General features: G+C 74.3%; 10 protein-coding genes. 5 read left to right on the top strand and 5 right to left on the bottom strand.

Annotated elements, in window-relative coordinates; all coding sequences use genetic code 11:
- Nucleotides 1-39 precede the first annotated feature (39 nt).
- From ACFWFZ_RS00670 to ACFWFZ_RS00650, 5 genes are read left to right on the top strand one after another with little or no spacing between them, the layout of a single operon-like run.
- On the top strand, nt 40-3,327 hold the full coding sequence (locus tag ACFWFZ_RS00670; protein WP_387114484.1) for an amino acid adenylation domain-containing protein: 3,288 nt from the start codon (nt 40-42) through the stop codon (nt 3,325-3,327).
- 54 nt (nt 3,328-3,381) lie between these two features.
- Nucleotides 3,382-4,782, top strand: a complete 1,401-nt coding sequence (gene glyA / locus ACFWFZ_RS00665) for a serine hydroxymethyltransferase (RefSeq protein ID WP_387114481.1) — start codon at nt 3,382-3,384, stop codon at nt 4,780-4,782.
- Nucleotides 4,779-5,468 carry a DUF2461 domain-containing protein gene (locus ACFWFZ_RS00660; protein ID WP_387114479.1) on the top strand — a complete coding sequence of 230 codons (690 nt, stop codon included), beginning with the start codon at nt 4,779-4,781 and terminating at the stop codon, nt 5,466-5,468. Before glyA ends, ACFWFZ_RS00660 begins: the two co-directional genes overlap by 4 nt.
- Nucleotides 5,465-6,535, top strand: a complete 1,071-nt coding sequence (locus ACFWFZ_RS00655; protein WP_387114477.1) for a threonine aldolase family protein — start codon at nt 5,465-5,467, stop codon at nt 6,533-6,535. The genes ACFWFZ_RS00660 and ACFWFZ_RS00655 overlap by 4 nt, the downstream gene beginning before the upstream one ends.
- Before the next feature lie 26 nt (nt 6,536-6,561).
- Nucleotides 6,562-7,143: a GNAT family N-acetyltransferase gene (locus ACFWFZ_RS00650; RefSeq protein WP_387114474.1), complete on the top strand. Its 582-nt coding sequence runs from the start codon at nt 6,562-6,564 to the stop codon at nt 7,141-7,143.
- A gap of 79 nt (nt 7,144-7,222) precedes the next feature.
- Here ACFWFZ_RS00650 and ACFWFZ_RS00645 read toward each other — a convergent pair whose 3' ends face one another.
- From ACFWFZ_RS00645 to ACFWFZ_RS00625, 5 genes are all read right to left on the bottom strand, one after another.
- Entirely contained in the window at nt 7,223-8,368 is a 1,146-nt protein-coding gene (locus tag ACFWFZ_RS00645; RefSeq protein WP_387114471.1) for an acyl-CoA dehydrogenase family protein, read from the bottom strand.
- The gene (locus ACFWFZ_RS00640; protein ID WP_387114468.1) at nt 8,365-9,555 is read right to left on the bottom strand and encodes an acyl-CoA dehydrogenase family protein; all 1,191 of its coding nucleotides are present in this window, start codon (nt 9,553-9,555) and stop codon (nt 8,365-8,367) included. Before ACFWFZ_RS00640 ends, ACFWFZ_RS00645 begins: the two co-directional genes overlap by 4 nt.
- Nucleotides 9,556-9,633: 78 nt before the next feature.
- On the bottom strand, nt 9,634-11,040 hold the full coding sequence (locus tag ACFWFZ_RS00635; protein ID WP_387114465.1) for a condensation domain-containing protein: 1,407 nt from the start codon (nt 11,038-11,040) through the stop codon (nt 9,634-9,636).
- Nucleotides 11,040-14,396, bottom strand: a complete 3,357-nt coding sequence (locus tag ACFWFZ_RS00630; RefSeq protein WP_387114463.1) for an amino acid adenylation domain-containing protein — start codon at nt 14,394-14,396, stop codon at nt 11,040-11,042. Before ACFWFZ_RS00630 ends, ACFWFZ_RS00635 begins: the two co-directional genes overlap by 1 nt.
- Nucleotides 14,389-18,474, bottom strand: coding sequence for an amino acid adenylation domain-containing protein (locus tag ACFWFZ_RS00625; protein WP_387114460.1), 4,086 nt, complete (start codon nt 18,472-18,474; stop codon nt 14,389-14,391). Before ACFWFZ_RS00625 ends, ACFWFZ_RS00630 begins: the two co-directional genes overlap by 8 nt.
- Nucleotides 18,475-18,599 lie beyond the last annotated feature (125 nt).

Here is an 18,599-nt window from a genome sequence, read left to right as displayed (position 1 = left end):
CACAAGCCAACGGCCCGTAACACCGAATGGAGTTGGACCATGACCGAGCTCCTGCCCGCTCGCGCGGACAGTGCCGCGTCCTTCCCGATGACCGAGACGCAGCAGGCACTGATGATCGGGCGAGGCGAAGCCGTCGAGATGGGCGGCATCGGCTGCTACGGATACTTCGAGTGGGAGCGCGCCGACCTCGACCCGGAGCGGTTCGCCACCGCCTGGCGCAAGGTGGTCGCCCGACACGACATGCTCCGCGCGATCGGCAGCACGGACGGCACCCAGTGGGTGCCGTCGGACCCGCTGCCCTTCGACATACCGGTCGTCGACCTGCGCCACCTCTCCGCCGACGCCGCGCGCGAGCACCTCGCCGCGCTGCGCGAGGAGATGAGCCACGTGGTCTTCCCGGTCGGCAGCTGGCCGCTGTTCGACCTGCGGATCATCCGGCTGGGCGGTCCGGAGGACCTCGGCCGGGTGCACCTGGGGATCGACCTGCAGGTGCTGGACGCCTCCAGCGCCTTCCAGGTGCTCTTCCCCGAGCTGGTCGACCTGTACGAGGACCCGGACGCGGAACTCCCCGAGCCCGGCATCGGCTTCGCCGAGTACGCCCGCTGGCGCGCCGACGCCCTGCCGCACACCGAGGCGTTCCGGGCCGCCCGCGACTACTGGGTGCAGCGCGTACCCACCCTGCCTCCGGCCCCGTCGCTGCCCACGGGCGGCTCCGGCGGGGAGACCGGCGAGGTCCGCTTCGACCGGCGCGAGCACCGCCTCTCCCCCGCCGACTGGCAGCGGTTCACCGAGCGGGCGCACGGGGCGGGCCTGACCCCGTCGGTGCTGCTCACCGCGGCCTTCGCCGAGGTCGTGCGGGCCTGGGCCGAGGAGTCCGACTTCACGATCAACTACCCGGTCTTCCAGCGCCCGGCGGTGCACCCGGACATCACCGGGGTGCTCGGCGATTTCACCAACGCGGTGATGCTCGCCGCCGACGGTTCGGGGGCGACGTTCCTGGATCGTGCGCACGCCCTGCGCGACCAGCTGGCCCGCGACGTGGAACACGGCTCCTTCAACGGTGTGCGCGTGCTGCGGGAGCTGACCCGCCTGCACGGCGTGGGTGCCCAGGCCGGGATGCCCGTGGTCGTCACCAGCCTGCTCGACTACCCGGTGCGCCGGCCCGTCACGGACCTGGGCCGGGAGGTGTACTCGATCTCGCAGACCCCGCAGGTGACCCTCGACGTGCAGCTGCGCGAGCTGGCCGGCGAGCTCCGCGTCATCTGGGACTTCGTCGACGGCGCGTTCGCGCCCGGCTTCGTCGACGCGGCCTTCGGCGTGTACGTGGACCTGCTGACGCGGCTCACCGACGACCCGGACAGCCTGCACACCGCGCGCTTCGACCTGATCCCGCCCGCCGAGCGGGAGCTGCGCCGGCAGGTCAACGACACCTCCGGGCAGATCCCGTACACCACCCTGCACGAGCTGTTCGCCCGGCAGGCCGAACTCACGCCCGACGCCGAGGCCGTGGTGGACTCCGGTCGGCGGCTCAGCTACGCCGAACTGGCCGCGTACGCCTGGCGGATCGGGCACACGCTGCGCGAGCACGGGGCGGCCCCGGGCGAGCTGGTCGCCGTGGTGATGGAGAAGGGCTGGGAGCAGTACGCCGCGGTGTACGGGATCCTCGCCTCCGGCGCCGCCTACCTGCCGCTGGACGCCTCCGTGCCGCCGGAGCGGCTGCGCCGGCTGCTCGCCGAGGCCAAGGTCGACCGGATCCTCACGCAGTCCTCGCTGGACTCGCGGATCAGCTGGCCGCCCACGGCCCGCCGCTACCGGGTGGACAAGGACTTCGAGACCGGCACCGCCACCCGGCCGGACACCGCGCAGACCCCGGCGGACCTCGCGTACACGATCTTCACCTCGGGTTCGACGGGCGAGCCCAAGGGCGTGATGGTCGACCACATCGGTGTGGTCAACCTGGTCCGCGACGTCGCGACGCGCTTCGAGGTCGGCGCCCGGGACCGGCTGCTGGCCATCTCGGGGCTGCACTTCGACGCCTCGGTCTACGACGTCTTCGGGGTGCTCACGCAGGGCGGGACCGTGGTGGTGCCGCCGCCGTTCGACCACGCCGAGCCCGACGTGTGGGCCGATCTGGTGCAGGCGGAGCGGGTCACGCTGTGGAACTCCGTGCCCGTCCTGATGGAGCTCCTCGTCGGCGAGGCGGAGGTCCGCGAGCGGCGCGGGGCCGGCCGGCCGCTGGAGTCCCTGCGGCTGTCGGTCCTCTCCGGCGACTGGATCCCGCTGACGCTGCCGGACCGGCTGCGGGCGCAGAGCCCGCGGATCCAGGTCGTCGGTTCCGGCGGTCCCACCGAGACGATCTGCTGGTCGCTGTTCCAGCCGATCGGCGAGGTCGACCCGTCCTGGACGAGCATCCCGTACGGCAAGCCGATCACCAACCAGCGCTACTACATCGTCGACCGCGCGGCGTACGAGCGCCCCCTCGGCGTCGTCGGCGAGATGGCCGTGGCCAGCGACGTGGGCCTCGCGCTCGGCTACTGGAACGACGCCGAGCGCACGGCGAGCCGCTTCGTGCGCCTCCCGGAGACCGGCGAACGCGCCTATCTGACCGGTGACCTGGGCCGGTACCTGCCGGACGGCAGCATCGAGATCCTGGGCCGGGACGACTTCCAGGTGAAGATCCAGGGGCACCGGATCGAGCTGGGCGAGATCGAGGCGGTGCTGCGCCAGGACGCCGAGGTGGAGGCGGCCGTGGTCGTGGCGCCCGCCAGCGCCCACGGGGTGCGGCGGCTGCACGCCTTCGTCGTGGCCGGTGCCGGCTCCGGCGCCGGCACGGCGGACCGGGTGCTGGAGCGGCTCGCCGCCCAGCTTCCCGGCTACATGGTGCCGGCCGCGATCACCGCGCTGGACGAGCTGCCGCTGACCCGCAACGGCAAGGTCGACCGGCTGCTGCTGGCCTCCTCCGCCGGGAGCCGGCAGTCCGCCGACGACGCGGCCGTGCGGGACGGCGGTGACGGGCCGGGCAGCGCGCTGGAGCTGGTGCTGTGCGCGGCGGTCGCCGACATCCTCGGCCTGGACGGGGTGGCGCCCGGCGACAACTTCTTCACCCTGGGCGGCGACTCGCTCAGCGGGACCCGGCTCGCGGGGCTGCTGGGGGAGCTCCTCGGGGTGCCGGTGCCCGTCAAGACCGTGTTCCAGAACCCGGTCGTCCGCGAGCTGGCCGCGAAGATCGCCGCGGACGAGCAGCACGGCGCGGAAGCGGCCCTGGCCGCTGAGGCCTTCGGCGAGCTGGAGGCCGACGAGACGGACACCGCCGATGCGAACGGCTGAGCACACGAGCCGGTTCGGACCGGCCATCACGGACGATTCCGAGAGGGGACAGTCATGAGTCTCACCCTGCCCGCGCCCGTCACCGGTCCACTGGACGAGGACGGGCTCCGGGGCGGCGCGCCGCGGGTGCCGGCGCCGGACCTGGTGGATTTCGCCGCACATGCCAACACCCGACTGAGAGAACGCGATGGTGTCCTCTACGACCTGCTGGCCCGGGAGTCGGCGCGCCAGCGCGACACCCTGATGATGGTCGCGGCCTCCAGCGTCGCGGACCCGTCCGTGCTGGCCTGCGAGGGCAGCACGCTCGGGAACCTGACCGCCGAGGGCTTTCCCGGCAACCGCTACCACGCGGGCTGCGGCGTCGCCGACGAGATCGAGCGCCTGGCGATCGAGCGGGCGTGCGCGGCCTTCGGGGCGCAGGACGCGATCGTGCAGCCGCACTCCGGGTCGTCCGCGAACCTCGCCGTGATCACGGCGCTGCTGAGCCCGGGCGACAGCCTGCTCGGCCTCGACCTGGACTGCGGCGGCCACCTCACCCACGGCTCCCCCGCCTCGGTGACCGGCCGGTACTACCGCGCCCACGGCTACCGGGTGACGCCGGAGGGGCTGCTCGACTACGAACAGATCCGCGAACTGGCCCTGGAACACCGGCCGAAGCTGATCGTGTGCGGGGCGAGCGCCTACCCCCGCAGCATCGACTTCGCCCGGTTCCGGGAGATCGCCGACGAGGCCAACGCCTATCTCCTGGCCGACATCTCGCACATCGCGGGACTGGTCGCGGCCGGCCTCCACCAGAGCCCCGTCGACCACGCCCACGTGACCACCACCAGCACCTACAAGCAGCTCTACGGGCCGCGCGGCGGGCTGATCCTGCTGGGCCGCGAGGCCCGAAGGGCGGGGCCGGAGCGCGGCACCCTGGCCGCGACCCTGCGCCGGGCCGTCTTCCCCTTCACCCAGGGCACCCCCGACCTGGCGTCGGTGGCGGCGAAGGCCCGCGCGCTGGACTTCGTGGCCAGCCCGGACTTCGCCGAGGTCGCCAAGCGGCTGGCCGACGGCGCGCAGGCGATCGCCGAGCGGCTCCTGGACCGGGGCTTCCGGCTGGTCACGGGCGGTACGGACACCCACATGGTGCTGCTCGACCTGCGCGGCACCGGCGTCACCGGGGACGTCGCCGAGGAGGCCCTGGAGTCCTGCGGGATCGTCGTCAACCGCAACCGCGTTCCCGGGGACACCACACCGGTCCGGGTGACGGGGGGCTTGCGGCTGGGGACCAACACGCTGGCCGCGCGCGGGATGGACCGGACGGTGGCCGCCGAGTGCGCCGACCTGGTCGCGGACGTCCTCGCGGCGCTCGCCGCGCCCGGCGGCGTGCTGCCGGACGCGCTGCGCGACCGGGTCCGCTCCCGGGTGTCCGAGCTGTGCGCCGCCCACCCCCTGCCGGGGTATCTGCCGTGACCTTCAGCGGCTTCCCGCCCTCGGCACTGCGCCTGTACGAGGACCTCGCGGCCGACAACAGCAAGGAGGCGTGGCGGCTGCGCCACCGCGAGCGGTACGAGCGCGACGTACGTGCGCCGATGGACGAGCTGGCCGCTGAACTGGGCACGTTCTTCGCGGAGTGGGCCGGGCCGGCCGGGGTGCAGGTGCTCGGCCCGGTCCGGGACACCCGGATGTCCCACGACAAGTCCCCGTACAAGACCTACCAGGGCGCCTATCTGGACCTGCTGCCCTGCCTGGGCCTGTGGGTGCACCTGGACCGGGAGGGGCTGTACGCCTCCGGCCGCTGGTACCCGTACGCCGGGTCCGAGGTCGCCCGCTACCGCGCCGCCGTCGAGGAGGAGGACGGCGGCGCGGAGCTGGCGCGGATCACGGGCCGGCTGGCGGACGCGGGCTTCGTGCTCGGAGGGGACCGCCTCAAGTCCCGGCCGCGGGGGGTGCCCGCGGACCATCCGCGGCTGGACCTGCTGCGCCACCGCAAGATCGACGCGGGGCGCCGCTACGGTCCGGCCGCGGGCCTGCACACGGCGCGCGCCGGGGAACTCGTACGGGAGACCTGGCTGCTGGTACGGCCGCTGCTGGACTGGATGGCGGCCCGTGAGCTCACCCCACCGCCCCGCGAACGAGGAGTTGACGACCCGTCATGACCACAGGTGGTTCCTGCATCGCCGATCTGCGCAGTGACACGGTGACCCGGCCGGGTCCCGGGATGCGGGCCGCGATGGCCGGCGCAGAGGTCGGCGACGACCTCTTCGGGGAGGATCGGACCGTCCGCGCCCTGGAGGAGCGCCTGGCCGGGCTCTTCGGCTTCCCGGCGGCGCTGTTCACACCGTCGGGGGTGATGGCCAACCAGATCGCGCTCCAGCTCCTCGTCGCTCCCGGCGAGGAGCTGGTGTGCGACGCCGAGGCGCACGTCCTGGCCCACGAGGAGGCCTCCCCGGCCCGCTACGGCGGGATCCAGACCCGTACGGTGACGGCCGAGCGGGGGGTGGTCACCCCGGACCTGCTGGCGGGGGTGCTCCGGCGGGGGAACGCGTACACCCTGGGCACGCGCGCCGTGGAGGTGGAGCAGACCCACACCCGGGCCGGCGGCACCGTCCATCCGCTGCGGACGCTGCGGGCGGTGCGCGAGCTGACGTCCGGTGCGGGCGTGGCGGTCCACATGGACGGCGCCCGGATCTGGAACGCGATGGCCGCGACCGGGACGCCGGCGGCACGGTACGGGGAGACGGCCGATTCCCTGTCCGTGTGCCTGTCGAAGGGGCTGGGGGCGCCGGTCGGTTCGGTGCTGCTGCTGTGCGCCGAACACCTGCCGCGGGCGCGGAAGCTGCGGCACGGGCTGGGCGGCGGCATGCGGCAGTCGGGCATCCTGGCGGCTGCGGGACTGTACGCCCTGGACCATCATGTGGAGCGGATCGCCGAGGACCACGAACACGCCGGGCTGCTGGCGGGGGGACTGCGGGACGCGGGTTTCGCCGTGCGCCCGCCCGAGACCAACATCGTCCTCGTCGGGGTGCCGGGCGCCGACGAGGTCGTCGTGCGGGCCGCGCAGGAAGGAGTGCTGGTGACCGCCCCGGACCCGGACACCGTCCGGCTGGTCACCCATCTGGACGCAGGACGCAAGGCGTGTCGGCGCGCCCTTGAGGTGCTGACCGCCGTTATGACCGATGTCGTCGCCGGAGCGCGTGAGAGCGCGCCCGCGGGACGTTCGTAAGAAGCGGAAGAGAGCGAAGTAGCAGCATGAGTTTAGAAGTCCGGCCCGCCACGGCGGATCTGTGGGACGACGTCCGCAAGGTGCTCCAGCCGAAGAAGAGCGCGCACACGTGCTGGTGCATGGCGTGGCGGCTGACCACCGGCGACTACGGGCGGATGACCGCGGAGGAGCGGGGCGAGCACCTGCGCACCCTCACGGAGAAGGCCGATCCGCCGCCCGGGGTCCTCGGGTTCCTGGACGGCGAGGTGGCCGGCTGGTGCAACGTGGCGCCGCGCCGCCAGCTCGACCGGCTCACCTCCTCGAAGACGATCACGCCGGTGGACGACGTGCCCGTGTGGTCGGTGACCTGTTTCGTCGTGCGCAAGGAGTTCCGCGGCAAGGGGGTCGCCTCGGGTCTGCTGGAGGGGGCCGTCGAGCACGCGCGGGCGAACGGCGCGCCCGCCGTCGAGGGTTATCCGGTGGATCCCGAGGGCGGCCGGGTGAACCCGACCCTCGCCTACGTCGGGACGATGGACATGTTCGAGCGGGCCGGCTTCCGCCGGATCCAGCGCACCGAGGCCAAGAGCGACAAGCGGCACCGCTGGATCGTGCGCCGCGACCTGGTCTGACCGTCGGCACCATCACGATGCCCGGGGAAGGGGCTCCCGCCGTGCGGGGGCCCCTTCCCTCGTGCCCGGTGCGCGCCGGTCAGGGGGTGTGCGCCGCGGTGTCCCACAGCTGGGCGGGACGCCCGCAGCGCAGGGCCTCCCATGCCGCGCGCCGGTAGCAGCCGGCCACCAGGCCGTCCCGTACGAGACCGGAGGCACCGTGCAGGTGCACCGCGTCACGTGTCACGTCGAGGGTGGTCTCGGCCGTGAGGGCGATCAGTCCGGCGGCCTCCCCCGGGGTGAGCCGGCCCTCGTCGAGGTCGCGGGCGGCGTCGCCGACGGCCCAGCGGACGGCGTCGAGCCGGGCCAGGAGCCCGGCCACCCGCAGCCGGGGTCCCTGGTGCTTGACCAGGGCCTGGCCGAACTGCTGCCGTCCGCGGATCCGGGAGACGACGGCGGTCAGGGCGGCCGCGGTGATGCCGGCCAGCAGCGACGCCTGGTGTACGGCGGCGCGCAGGCCGACGCGGGCGAGGGCGTGTTCGGCGGCGAGCCCTCGTAGCAGCACCGATCCGGCCGGGATCCGCGCCTCGTCGAAGACGGCTCCGGCGACGGCTCCGCCGCCGTGGTCGCGCAGCGGGCGTACGGTGATGCCCGCCGTGGGCAGGTCGACGAGGGCGACGCAGGGGCCGTCGGGGCCGCTCGCCAGGATCAGCAGGACGTCCGGCCCGACGCCGGCGGCGAACGGGCCGCCGGTGCCGGTGAGGACGACGCCCGCGCCGTCGCCGTCCGGTTTCCAGGCGATGCCCGGCGGCACGGCACCGCGCGGGTCGGGCAGCCGGCCGGGGACGGCGAGCTGGAGCTCCCCGGCGCGCACCCGGTCGAGCCGGTCGTCGGTGCCCTCGGGGGCGAGGGGGCCGAGGGCGGAGAGCAGGTCGAGCGCGAGGAGGGTGTCGGCGAGCGGGACGGGCTGCATCGCGTTGCCGGCCTCCTCGCAGACCATGGCGAGGACGGCCTGGCCGAGGTCGAGGCCCTCCTTGTCGATGGGGAGGGCGAACTCCCAGGCCCCGACCTGGGTCAGCGCCTCCCAGGCGCCCGCGGGGGTGTCCCCGTCGACCTCCAGGCCCTGCCGTACGGTGAGCCGGAGCTGCCGGAAGAGCGAATCCTCGTCCTCCCGCTCCCGCCACCGCTCGGGCGCCGCGCCGGCCGCCCCGTCCGTACCGCTGCCGTTGACCGCCTGGGTCGTCATGGCCGTACCTCCGCCCCTGAGTCGAGACGCAGCCGGGCCAGCGTCTCCAGCATCATTTCGGCGGTGCCGCCGGATATCCGCATCCCCGGGGCTTCACGCATCGCCGAATCGAGTGGGTGTGGCACCCCGTCGACCTCCGGGTCGTCGAGGGTCATGCTGGTGTCGCCGTCGAGTTCGGCGGCCCACCAGGCCACCTCCGCGGCGAGTTCGGTGGTGTACCACTTCGCGGCGGCGGCCTCGTCCTCGTTGAGCTCGCCCCGGTCGAGGCGGGTGAGGACGCGGCGGACCAGGGTGCCCGCCGCGAGCAGCCGGGCGTTGAGTTTGGCCAGGCCGATCTGGTCGTGCTGGCCGGCCTCCAGCCGGTCGGTGTGGGCCTCCAGCCGTTCGACCGCGGCCCGGTACCAGCGCAGCGCCTTGACGTAGTAGTCGAGGCCGGTGCGTTCGAAGGCCAGTGTCTTGACGACGATCGCCCAGCCCTGGCCGATGCCGCCGACGACGTCGTCGGCGGTGACGGCCACGCCGTCGAGGGCGACCTCGTGGAAGGCGTCGTCGCCGATGCCGGGGATCTGCCGGATGGTGACGCCGGGCTGGGCGAGGGGCACGAGGAAGAGGCTGAAGGCGTCGTCCTCGCCGCGGGCCAGGCACAGCCCGTAGTCGGCGAAGCGGGCGAAGAGGGAGTGGACCTTGGTGCCGTAGAGCTTGTAGCCGCCCTTGCCGTCGCAGACGGCGCGGGTGGAGAGGATGTTGAGGTCGGAGCCGGCCTGCGGTTCGCTGAAGAGCACGCAGCCGAAGGAGGTGCCGTCGGCGAAGCCCGGCAGGTGGCGCGCCTTCATCTGCGGGCTCGCGACATTGAGCAGGGTGGAGCCGACGATCTGCACGGTGAGCGTGTGCAGCAGGTCGGGGACGTCGTGCATGGCGAGTTCCTCGACCAGTACGGCGGCCGCGACCTGGCTGACGCCGCGGCCTCCGTACTCCTCGGGCCACTGGGGTGCGAGGAGGCCTCGTTCGCCCAGGGCCCGGTGGATGGGCCGGGGGTCGCGGGTGCGCCGGGCCTCGGCGACGGGGGCGGACACCAGGATGTCGTGGATGTCCTCGCGCAGGGCCCGCATGGGGGTGCGGGGCACGTCGGCCCCGCTCCGTACGAGCCCGCAGTCCGCGGGCGCGCGGTAGAACTCGGTGGTGAGCACGGGCAACTCCCTTGGCGGGTCTGGGTGGGTCGGTGTGGATCGCTCAGAGGGGGCCGGGGCGCGGGGCCCCGGCCCCGCTCAGTGCCGGGTGGCGGTGACCGGGGAGGCGGGCGCGGCGACCACCCGGTCCAGTACCTCCTCGATCCCGGTGAGCAGGCCCCGCACGTCCTCGGGCGTGGCCGCGTGCCGGTTGTACTCGGCGGTGCCGCCGATCTCGCCGTCCCGTTCCACCAGGCCCACGCAGGCGAGGGCGGCGGCCGGGTCGGGGCTGTAGAGCTCCAGGTGGCGTGCGGGCGGTCCGGGCAGCTGGCCGACCTCGATGCCCGGCAGGTCCAGCGGTACGGCCGGGTAGTTGTGGAGGGCGAACAGGACGTTGTACGGCGGGGGCGTGCCGTCGCCGAACAGCACGTCCACGGGCAGGCGCTGGTGGGCCAGGGCCTCGGCCACCGCGGTGCGGGTGCGGTGCAGGAGCTCGCGGAAGGAGGGCCCGCCCGCGAGGTCGAGCCGGATCGGCACGACGGTGGTGTACTGCCCGACGGCGCCTTCGAGGGGGCCGGCGAACCGGCCGGCGGCCGGGGTGCCGATCACCACGGAGGTACGGCCGTCCTTGCGGGCCAGTACGACGGCGAGCGCGGCGAGCAGGGTCATGAACGGGGTGGCCCCTTCGGCCGCGCCCAGTTCCAGCCCGGCGTCGACGGGGCCGCGGGCCAGCCGTACGGGCAGGTGTCCGCGCTCGAAGCCGCCGGGGGCCCGGGGTGCGGGCGGGTCCGCCGCGAACACCGCACGGCGGCGGGTGAGTTCGGCGGCGCCGTCCGGTCCGGCGAGCCAGCGGTGCTGCCAGTCGGCATAGTCAGGGAACTGCAGTTCGGGCGGGGTGAGGCCGTCCGGGCCCTCGCGGTAGCCGGCGGCGAGGTCGGCGAGGAACACCCCGGAGGACCAGCCGTCGAAGACCGCGAGGTGGGAGGCGAGGATCAGGACGTGCTCGTCGGGCGCGGTACGCAGGAGCCGGAAGGCGCTGGTGCGGCCGCTCTCCAGGTCCAGGACGGTGGAGGCGCTCTCGGTGGTCTGCAGGGCGACCCGCTCGGCTGCGGCCTGCGGGGTGAAGCCGGTCAGGTCGGCCCGGGTGAGCCGCAGGACCGGTTCCGCGTCCACGTGCAGCCGCGGCTGGTCGGCGCTGGAGCGGACCAGCCGGGTGCGCAGCGCCTCGTGGCGGCGCAGCACCCCGGTGAGGGCCTCTTCCAGCCGCCGGGGGTCGAGGGGGCCCGTCAGCCGGAGCGCGTGGGAGCCGGTGGCGACGGCCGGGTGGGTGCGCTCCCGTCGCCACAGCCGGGTCTGGAGGGCGGTCGGCGGGACCGGCCCCGCGCCGGAGCGCGGGGCCGGGTGGGCGGGTACGGGCCGGCGGGCGGCCAGCATCAGGCGGGCGAGCTCGCGCTTGCCCTCGGGGAGCGCGGCGAGCGCTCCCTCCAGCCCGGCCGGTCCGGCCATCAGGGTCCCTCCGGCTGCTGGAGGGAGCCGAGGAGGGCGGCGGCCTCTTCGTCGCTCATGTTCTCGATCTGCTCGAAGACCGCGAGCAGCCGGTCCTGCTCGCCGGCGGCCTCGGCCTTCGCGGCGCGGACGAGGTCGGCCAGGCCGGAGACGGTCGGGCGGCCGAAGAAGTCGGCGAGGGCGATGTCGATGCCGAAGAGGGCCCGGACCCGGGAGACCACGATGGTGGCCTGGAGGGAGCTGCCGCCCAGGGCGAAGAAGTCGCCTTCGACGTCCGGGTTCTGCCATTCCAGGAGCGGGGTGAGGATGTCGCGGCAGATCTGCTCCTCGACGGCGTCGCGCGGCGGGGTCCCGCCCTGTGCCGACTGCTCGGTGGGCAGCGGCAGGGCGGCGGTGTCGACCTTGCCGTGGGGGGTCAGCGGCAGCTCGTCCAGGACGACGACCACGGGGACCATGTAGCCGGGGAGCCGCACGGCCGTGTAGGCGCGCAGGCCTTCGGCGTCGGCGACCTCCGAGGCGTAGGCGCCCACCTGCTCGACGGTGACGTAGGCGGCCAGCATGCGCTCGCCGCCGGCGGCGGGCTGGGCCACCACGACGGCCTGCTGGACGGAGGGGTGCCCGGTCAGGACGGCCTCGACCTCGCCGGGCTCGATGCGGTGGCCGCGCACCTTGAGCTGGCGGTCGGTGCGGCCGAGGAAGTCCAGGTTGCCGCCGGGGAGCCAGCGGACCAGGTCGCCCGTGCGGTAGAGGCGTGCGGTCTCGGGGCCGTCGGCGTAGGGGTTGTCCGCGAAGCGTTCGGCGGTGAGGTCGGGGCGGCCCAGGTAGCCGCGGGCCACGCCGGGGCCTGCCACGCAGAGTTCGCCGGGGACGCCGGGCGGGACCGGGCGCAGCCGCTCGTCGAGCACGAAGGCCTGGTGGCCCGGCATGGGGCGGCCGATCGGCGGGTTGCGGTCGTAGCTGCCGGTGCAGTCCATCAGGGTGACGGCGACGGTCGCCTCGGTGGGCCCGTAGCCGTTGACGAACCTCCGCTCCCCCGCGGTCCATTCGGCGACGAGCCGGCCGGGGAAGGCCTCGCCGCCCACCGAGACCAGGCGCAGGTCGGGCAGGGCCGCCTGGTCGAGGAGCGGCAGGAGGGCGGGCGGCAGTTCGGCGACGGTGACCGCGTCCTCGCGCATCCGGGCCTGGAGCAGGGCGGGGTCGCGGCGTTCGTCGTCGGTGGCGATGACGAGGGAGCCGCCGGCGAGCAGGGTGGTGAAGATCTCGAAGACGGAGACGTCGAAGGTGAGGGGGGCGAACTGCAGGACCCGGTCCTCGGCCTTGATCTCGTAGGCCTTGGCGATGGTGCGGGAGAAGTGGGTGACCGAGCGGTGCTCGATCATGACGCCCTTGGGGGTGCCGCTGCTGCCGGAGGTGTAGAGCACGTAGGCCAGGTCGGCGGGGGTGGAGCTGAGGGCGAGGGAGGGGACCTCCCGGACGGGGGCCGCGGTCCCGGTGTTGACGAGTTCCAGCGGTACGGGCAGCTGCGCGCTCTCGTCGACGAGGGCGTGGCGGACCTTGGCGTCGGCCAGGACCGTACGGGTCCGCTCGGCCGGGGCCGCGGGGTCGACCGGGATGTAGTGGGCGCCCGCCTTGAGGACGCCGAGGACGCCGGCGACGGCGGCGGGGCCGCGGGCCACGCACACGGCGACGGGGTCCCCGTGTCCGACGCCGCGGTCGCGCAGCCGGTGCGCGATGGCCTCGGACCAGCGGTCGAGGGCGGCGTAGTCCAGCCGTGTGGCGCCGTGCCGGACGGCGACGGCGTCGGGGTGGATGGTGGCCCGCTCGCGGAAGGCGCGGTCCAGGGTGGTGGTCCAGGCGGCCTCGTCGACGGGGCCGCCGCGGGACAGCTCGCGGGCGTGCCGGGAGGCGGCCGGCTCCTCGACCAGGCTGATGTCGCCGACCCGGAGGTCGGGGTTCTCGGCGACCTGCTCCAGGACCTGCCGGAAGGCGGCGAGGAGGGCACTGGCCGTGCCGTGCCGGTAGAGGGAGGTGTTGTATTCGAGGGAGAGTTCCAGGCCGTCGTTCTCGCCGACGAGGAAGCTCATGTCGAACTTGGCGGCGCCGTCGTGCAGTTGGTCCATGGCGAACTCGACGTCCGCGGCCTGCGCCCGGTGGGTGCCCCAGCGGCCGAGCGAGGTGAACTCGATCTGGAAGAGCGGGTGGCGCAGCGGGTCGCGGACGGGGCGGACGGCCTCGACGACCTGCTCGAAGGGCAGTTCGCTGCTGGTGAAGGAGTCCATCACGGAGGCCGCCGTGCGGGTGACGAGCTCGCGGAAGGTGAGCCCGTCGGTGACCTCGGTCCGCAAGGTGATCATCTGGACGAAGCAGCCGATGACCTGTTCCAGGTCGGGGTGCGGGCGGGAGGCGCTCGCGGTGCCGACGACGACGTCCTCGGTGCGGGTCCAGTGGCGCAGCAGCGCGTTGAAGGCGGCCAGCAGGGTGGTGAAGACGGTGGTGCTGCCCGCGTCGGCGAGTTCGGTGAGCCGGTCCAGCAGCTTCTGGTCGAGGGTCAGTTTCAGGCCGCGGCCGTCGCCCTTCGTCTCGGGACCGCGGGGGTGGTCGGGCATGACCTCGGTGGCGACGGCGCCGGCGAGGATCTGGCGCCATTTGGCGGCGAGGGCCCGGCCGTGCTCGTCGTTCTCCAGTTTGGCCCGCTGCCAGGCCGCGAAGTCGGCGTACTCGACGGCGAGTCTGGGGGCTTCGGGGCGCCTGCCCGCGGCGGCCGCGGCGTAGCTGCTGGTCAGCTCCTCGGTGAAGATGCGGGTCGAGCCCGGGTCCCAGGCGATGTGGTGGACGACCCAGAGCAGGACGTGCCGGTCCGCGGCGAGGCGTACGAGGTGGGCGCGGACGGGCGGGGCGGCGGCCAGGTCGAAGGGGGCGGCGGCGCAGCCGGCGGTGAGCTCGGCGAGTTCGCGGTCGGCGTCCTCGCTGCCGGACAGGTCGGTGCTCTGGATGCCGAGGACGAAGGAGGGGACCGGTTCCTGCCAGGGGACCCCGTCGATCTCGACGAGTTTGCTGTGGAGGACCTGGTGGCGGGCGACGACGGCGTTGAGCGCCTCGTGCAGGGCGGCCCGGTCGAGCGGACCGCCGAGGGTTATGGAGAGGGCTATGTTGTTGCGGGCCTTGCCGGCGCCGAGCTTGTCGACGAACCACATCTGCTCCTGCTGGAAGGAGGAGCGGGAGCGCGGTCCGTGGTCGGCACGCTTGAGTTCGATGCGGCGGCCCACGCCGGCCGTCATCTGGTTGCGCATCCGGCCCAGCAGCCGGGAGCGCTGTCCCTGGGGCAGGCGGCCGAGCCGTTCGGCGAGATCAGACATGGTTTCCTCCGTTGCGGTGCAGGTCGGCGAGCAGGGCGGCGAGCCGGTCGGGGAGGTGCTTGGCGAAGTAGTGGCGGCCGCCGGGGATCACGGCGAGCGTCACGTCGGCCGCGTAGCGGCCCCAGGCGCGGTAGCCGTCCTCGTAGCCGTCGGTGGCGTCGTCGGCGTCGCCGATGATGCAGGTGAGCGGGGTGGCCAGGGGCCGGTCGTAGCCGGCCGGGGTGCGGGCGAAGAAGCGGGCGGCCTCGGTCATGTCGTGCCGCACCATCCGCAGGACGGCGGTGAGGTCGCGGTCGTCGAGGACGCCGTCGAAGCCGTCCATGGTGGTCAGGTAGGCGACGAGGTCGTCGTCGCCGGAGACGCGTTCCATCTCCAGGGCGTACTCGGGGTCCTCCTCGGGGAGGGCCGCGGCGAGGTCCAGGGCGATCGGGCGCTGCCCGAGCCGTTCGAGGACGTGGGTGGTCTCCAGCGCGGTGACGACTCCGGCGCAGTGGCCGTAGACCGCGTACGGGCCCTGTACGGTGCGGGCGATCTCCTCGGCGGCGATCTCCGCGAACTCGGGGACCGGCAGCATCGGCCCCGGGCGCAGCGGGTCGTGGCCGGGCGGGGAGACGGCCAGCAGCTCGATGTGCGGCGGGAGCTGAGCCGCGAGGGGCTGGTAGGCGATGGCGTCGCCGCCGCCGTGCGGGAAGCAGACCAGGGTCAGGGCGGTGGTGCCGGGCGGCCGTTCGGGGGTGAGTCGGTGGAGCAGGCGGTGCGCCTGCGTTCCGGCCGCGCCGAGTTCGGCGGTGCGGGCGGCGAGACCGGCCGGGGTCGGGTTGCTGAAGAGGTCGACCACGCGCAGGGCGGCGGCCCCGCCGTCGGGCAGGGCGGCGGCGACGGCCCGTACGGCGCGCACGGCGGCGAAGGAGTCCCCGCCCAGGGCGAAGAAGTCGTCGTCGGGGGCCACCTCGGTCACGCCGAGCACTTCGGCCCAGACGGCGGCGATGCGCAGGGCGACGGGGTCGCCGTCCGCCGGTACGGCGGCGGGCCGGTCGGCGGCGGGTGCGGCGGGGCGCGGGTCGGGCAGGGCGCCGCGGTCCACCTTGCCGTTGGGGCTGAGCGGCAGCCGCTCCAGCAGCACCAGTTCGGCGGGGACGCAGTGCGGGGGCAGGACCGCGCCGAGTGCGGTGCGCAGGGCGGCGGTGTCGAGGTCGGCGCCGTCCTCGGGGACGACGTAGCCCACGAGGCGGTCGGAGCCGGCGGCGGTGCGGCGGGCGGTGACGACGGCTGCGCGGACGCCGGGGCGGCCCTGCAGCGCGCTCTCCACCTCGCCCGGTTCGATACGGAGCCCGTTGAGCTTGATCCGGAAGTCGGTGCGGCCGAGGAGTTCGATGGTGCCGTCCGCGCCGTAGCGGGCCAGGTCGCCGGTGCGGTAGAGGCGTTCGGTGCGGCCCGGTTCCAGTTCGACGTGGACGAACTTCTCCTCGGTGAGCTCGGGCCGGTTCAGGTAGCCGCGGGCCAGTCCGACGCCGCCGAGGTGGAGTTCGCCGGGTACGCCGACGGGGACGAGGCGGTCGTGCGGGTCGAGGATGTAGGTGCGCTGGTTGGCCATGGGGCGGCCGTACGGGAGCTTCGTCCACCCCGGATCGACGCGGCCGACGCGGTACTCCACCGAGTGGATGGACGCCTCGGTCGCCCCGCCGAGTGCCGCGAAGGACAGGTCCGGCGCGAAGGCGCGGATCCGGTCGGGCTGGGTGACGGGGATCCAGTCGCCGCCGAGGAACGCGGTGCGCAGCGTCGGCAGTCGGGGGCCGTCGGCGTGTTCGAGCTGGTCGACGAGGAGGCCGAGGAGCGCGGGGGCGGAGTTCCAGACGGTGACGCCGTGCCGCTCGACGAGGTCGGCCCAGTGGGCGGGGTCCTTGGCGGCGGCCGGGTCGGGCAGGACGAGGGTGCCGCCCGCCGCCAGGATGCCGAGGGTCTCGTAGACGCTCATGTCGAAGCTGGGCGAGGACAGCGCGAGCACCGAGTCGTCGGGGCCGATGCCGTACGAGCGGTTGAGGTCGAGCAGGTTGTTGACCACGCCGCGGTGCTCCAGGGCGATCCCCTTGGGGGTGCCGGTGGAGCCCGAGGTGAAGATGACGTAGGCGAGGTCCCGGGCGGTGACGGGCACGTCGGGCCGGGTCGCGGGGAGTTCGGCGAGCGCGGCCCGGTCGGCGTCCAGGAGCACCTGTGCGGTGCCGGCGGGGACGGGCAGCCGGCCGATGAGCTCGGCGTCGGAGACGACGATGGGCGGCGCGGCGTCCTTGAGCAGCAGCGCGAGGCGCTCGGCGGGGTAGTCGGGGTCGAGGGGTACGTAGGCGCCGCCGGCCTTGAGGACGGCGAGGATCGCGGTGACCAGGCCGGGGCCGCGGCGCAGGCACAGTGCCACGGTCCGGCCGGGGCCCGCCCCGGCCTCGGCGAGCCGGTGCGCCAGCCGGTTGGCGCGCTCCTCCAGCTCCCGGTAGGTGACGCTCCAGCCGCCGAGTCCGCCGAGGACCACGGCGGGCGCGTCGGGCCGGCGGTCGGCGTGCTGCTCGAAGAGGTGGTGCAGGCAGGCGTCCTGGGGGAAGGGAGCGCGGGTGGCGTTCCAGCCGTCCAGGGCGGCGTGCCGCTCGGCGTCGGTGAGCAGCGGCAGGGCGGACAGCGGGGCGTCGGGGCGGTCGACGGCGCCTTCGAGGGTGGTGAGGAAGTGGCCGAGCAGCCGGTCCACGGTCGAGGCGTCGAACAGGGCGGTGGGGTACTCCACGAGGGCGCGGACCGCGGTGCCGGTGTCGTGGACGCTGATCATGAGGTCGTACTTGGTGGCGTGCGAGGAGAAGTCGATGGGCTCGGTGGCGAGGCCGGACAGGCCGGGGGCCGTGTCCGGGGTCTCGTCGAGGAGGAACATCACGGAGGTGAGCGGGGGCCGGCTCGGGTCGCGGGGCAGCCCGAGCGTGTCGACGATGAGGTCGAAGGGCAGTTCCTGGTGCGCGTACGCCTGCAGGGTGGTGTGGCGGGTGGCGCGGACCAGCTCGGCGAAACCGGGGTCGCCGCCGGTTCTGATGCGCAGCGGCAGGGTGTTGACGAAGAAGCCGATGAGCTCGCTGAAGGCGGGGTGGTCGCGGCCGGAGACGGACGTGCCGACGACGATGTCCTCCTGGCCGGTCCAGCGGCGCAGGGTGGCGGCGAAGCCGGCCAGCATCGTCATGTAGAGGGTGGCGCCCTCGGACTTGCCGAACTCGCGCAGCCGGGCGATGAGGTGGGGCGGGAGGTCGATGTAGCGGGAGGCTCCCTCGTGCCCGAAGACGGGGGGCCGGGGCCGGTCGGTGGGCAGGTCCACGGGTGCGGCGCCGCCCAGTTCCTCCCGCCAGAAGGAGGTCAGGTCCTCCAGCCGGTCGCCGCTGACGCGGCGGCGCTGCCAGGTGGCGAAGTCGGCGTACTGGAGGGCGAGCGGGGCGTTCGCCTCGGCGGGGGCGCCGGTGCGGGCGGCGTAGGCGCGTTCCAGTTCCGTGTAGAGGATCCGCATCGACCAGCCGTCGGTGACGATGTGGTGGAGGTTGAGGACGAGGACGTGGTCCTCGGCGCCGAGGCGGCCGAGCCGGGCCCGCAGCGGGACGGCGCCGGCCAGGTCGAAGGGGGCGCTCGCGTCCGCGTCGTAGAAGGGCCGGACGGCTTCCTCGTCGGGCAGTTCGGTCAGCGGCAGGGGCAGCCGGAAGCCGTCCACCACGCGGGGCAGGGCCTCACAGGCGCCCTCCTGGTAGGTGTAGACGGTGCGCAGCACCTCGTGGCGGTCGACGATGTCCTGGAGCGCCGCGTGCAGGGCGGGGACGTCGAGCGGGCCGCGGATGCGGGTGGCGACGGGTACGTTGTAGGCGGGGCTGCCGGGCTGGAGCTGGTCGATGAACCAGAGCCGGCGCTGCGCGAAGGAGAGCACCGGGGGGTCCGCGGGGTCACGGGGTGCCGGCTCAGGGTCCTCCCGTACGGCGGCGCGCCCGCCGGTGCGGCCCGTCAGGGCCTGGAACAGTGCCCTGCGGGACTTCGGCAGTGCGGCTATGCGTTCGGCGAGGGACTCGCTCACCTTGAGCCTCCGTGCGTCTTCGGGAGAGGGAGTACGGCAGGGCGCGCCGCGGGAGCGCGGCGCGGGCGTGCGGGATGCGCGGGGTGCGGGGTGCGGCATGTGCGGGGTGCGGGTGCCGGCATGGG

This window comes from Streptomyces sp. NPDC060232, from assembly GCF_042726555.1.
In the GTDB taxonomy this organism is placed as follows: Bacteria; Actinomycetota; Actinomycetes; order Streptomycetales; family Streptomycetaceae; genus Streptomyces.
Note: the sequence above shows the minus strand (reverse complement) of the source record. Positions and strands in the feature narration are given on the sequence as shown.

Bases quoted from the DNA above. Each gene is read 5' to 3' on its own strand.
- ACFWFZ_RS00630 (WP_387114463.1), bottom strand. From the start codon at position 14,396: ATGTCTGATCTCGCCGAACGGCTCGGCCGCCTGCCCCAGGGACAGCGC.
- ACFWFZ_RS00655 (WP_387114477.1), top strand. From the start codon at position 5,465: ATGACCACAGGTGGTTCCTGCATCGCCGATCTGCGCAGTGACACGGTG.
- ACFWFZ_RS00650 (WP_387114474.1), top strand. From the start codon at position 6,562: ATGAGTTTAGAAGTCCGGCCCGCCACGGCGGATCTGTGGGACGACGTC.
- glyA (WP_387114481.1), top strand. From the start codon at position 3,382: ATGAGTCTCACCCTGCCCGCGCCCGTCACCGGTCCACTGGACGAGGAC.
- ACFWFZ_RS00645 (WP_387114471.1), bottom strand. From the start codon at position 8,368: ATGACGACCCAGGCGGTCAACGGCAGCGGTACGGACGGGGCGGCCGGC.
- ACFWFZ_RS00635 (WP_387114465.1), bottom strand. From the start codon at position 11,040: ATGGCCGGACCGGCCGGGCTGGAGGGAGCGCTCGCCGCGCTCCCCGAG.
- ACFWFZ_RS00670 (WP_387114484.1), top strand. From the start codon at position 40: ATGACCGAGCTCCTGCCCGCTCGCGCGGACAGTGCCGCGTCCTTCCCG.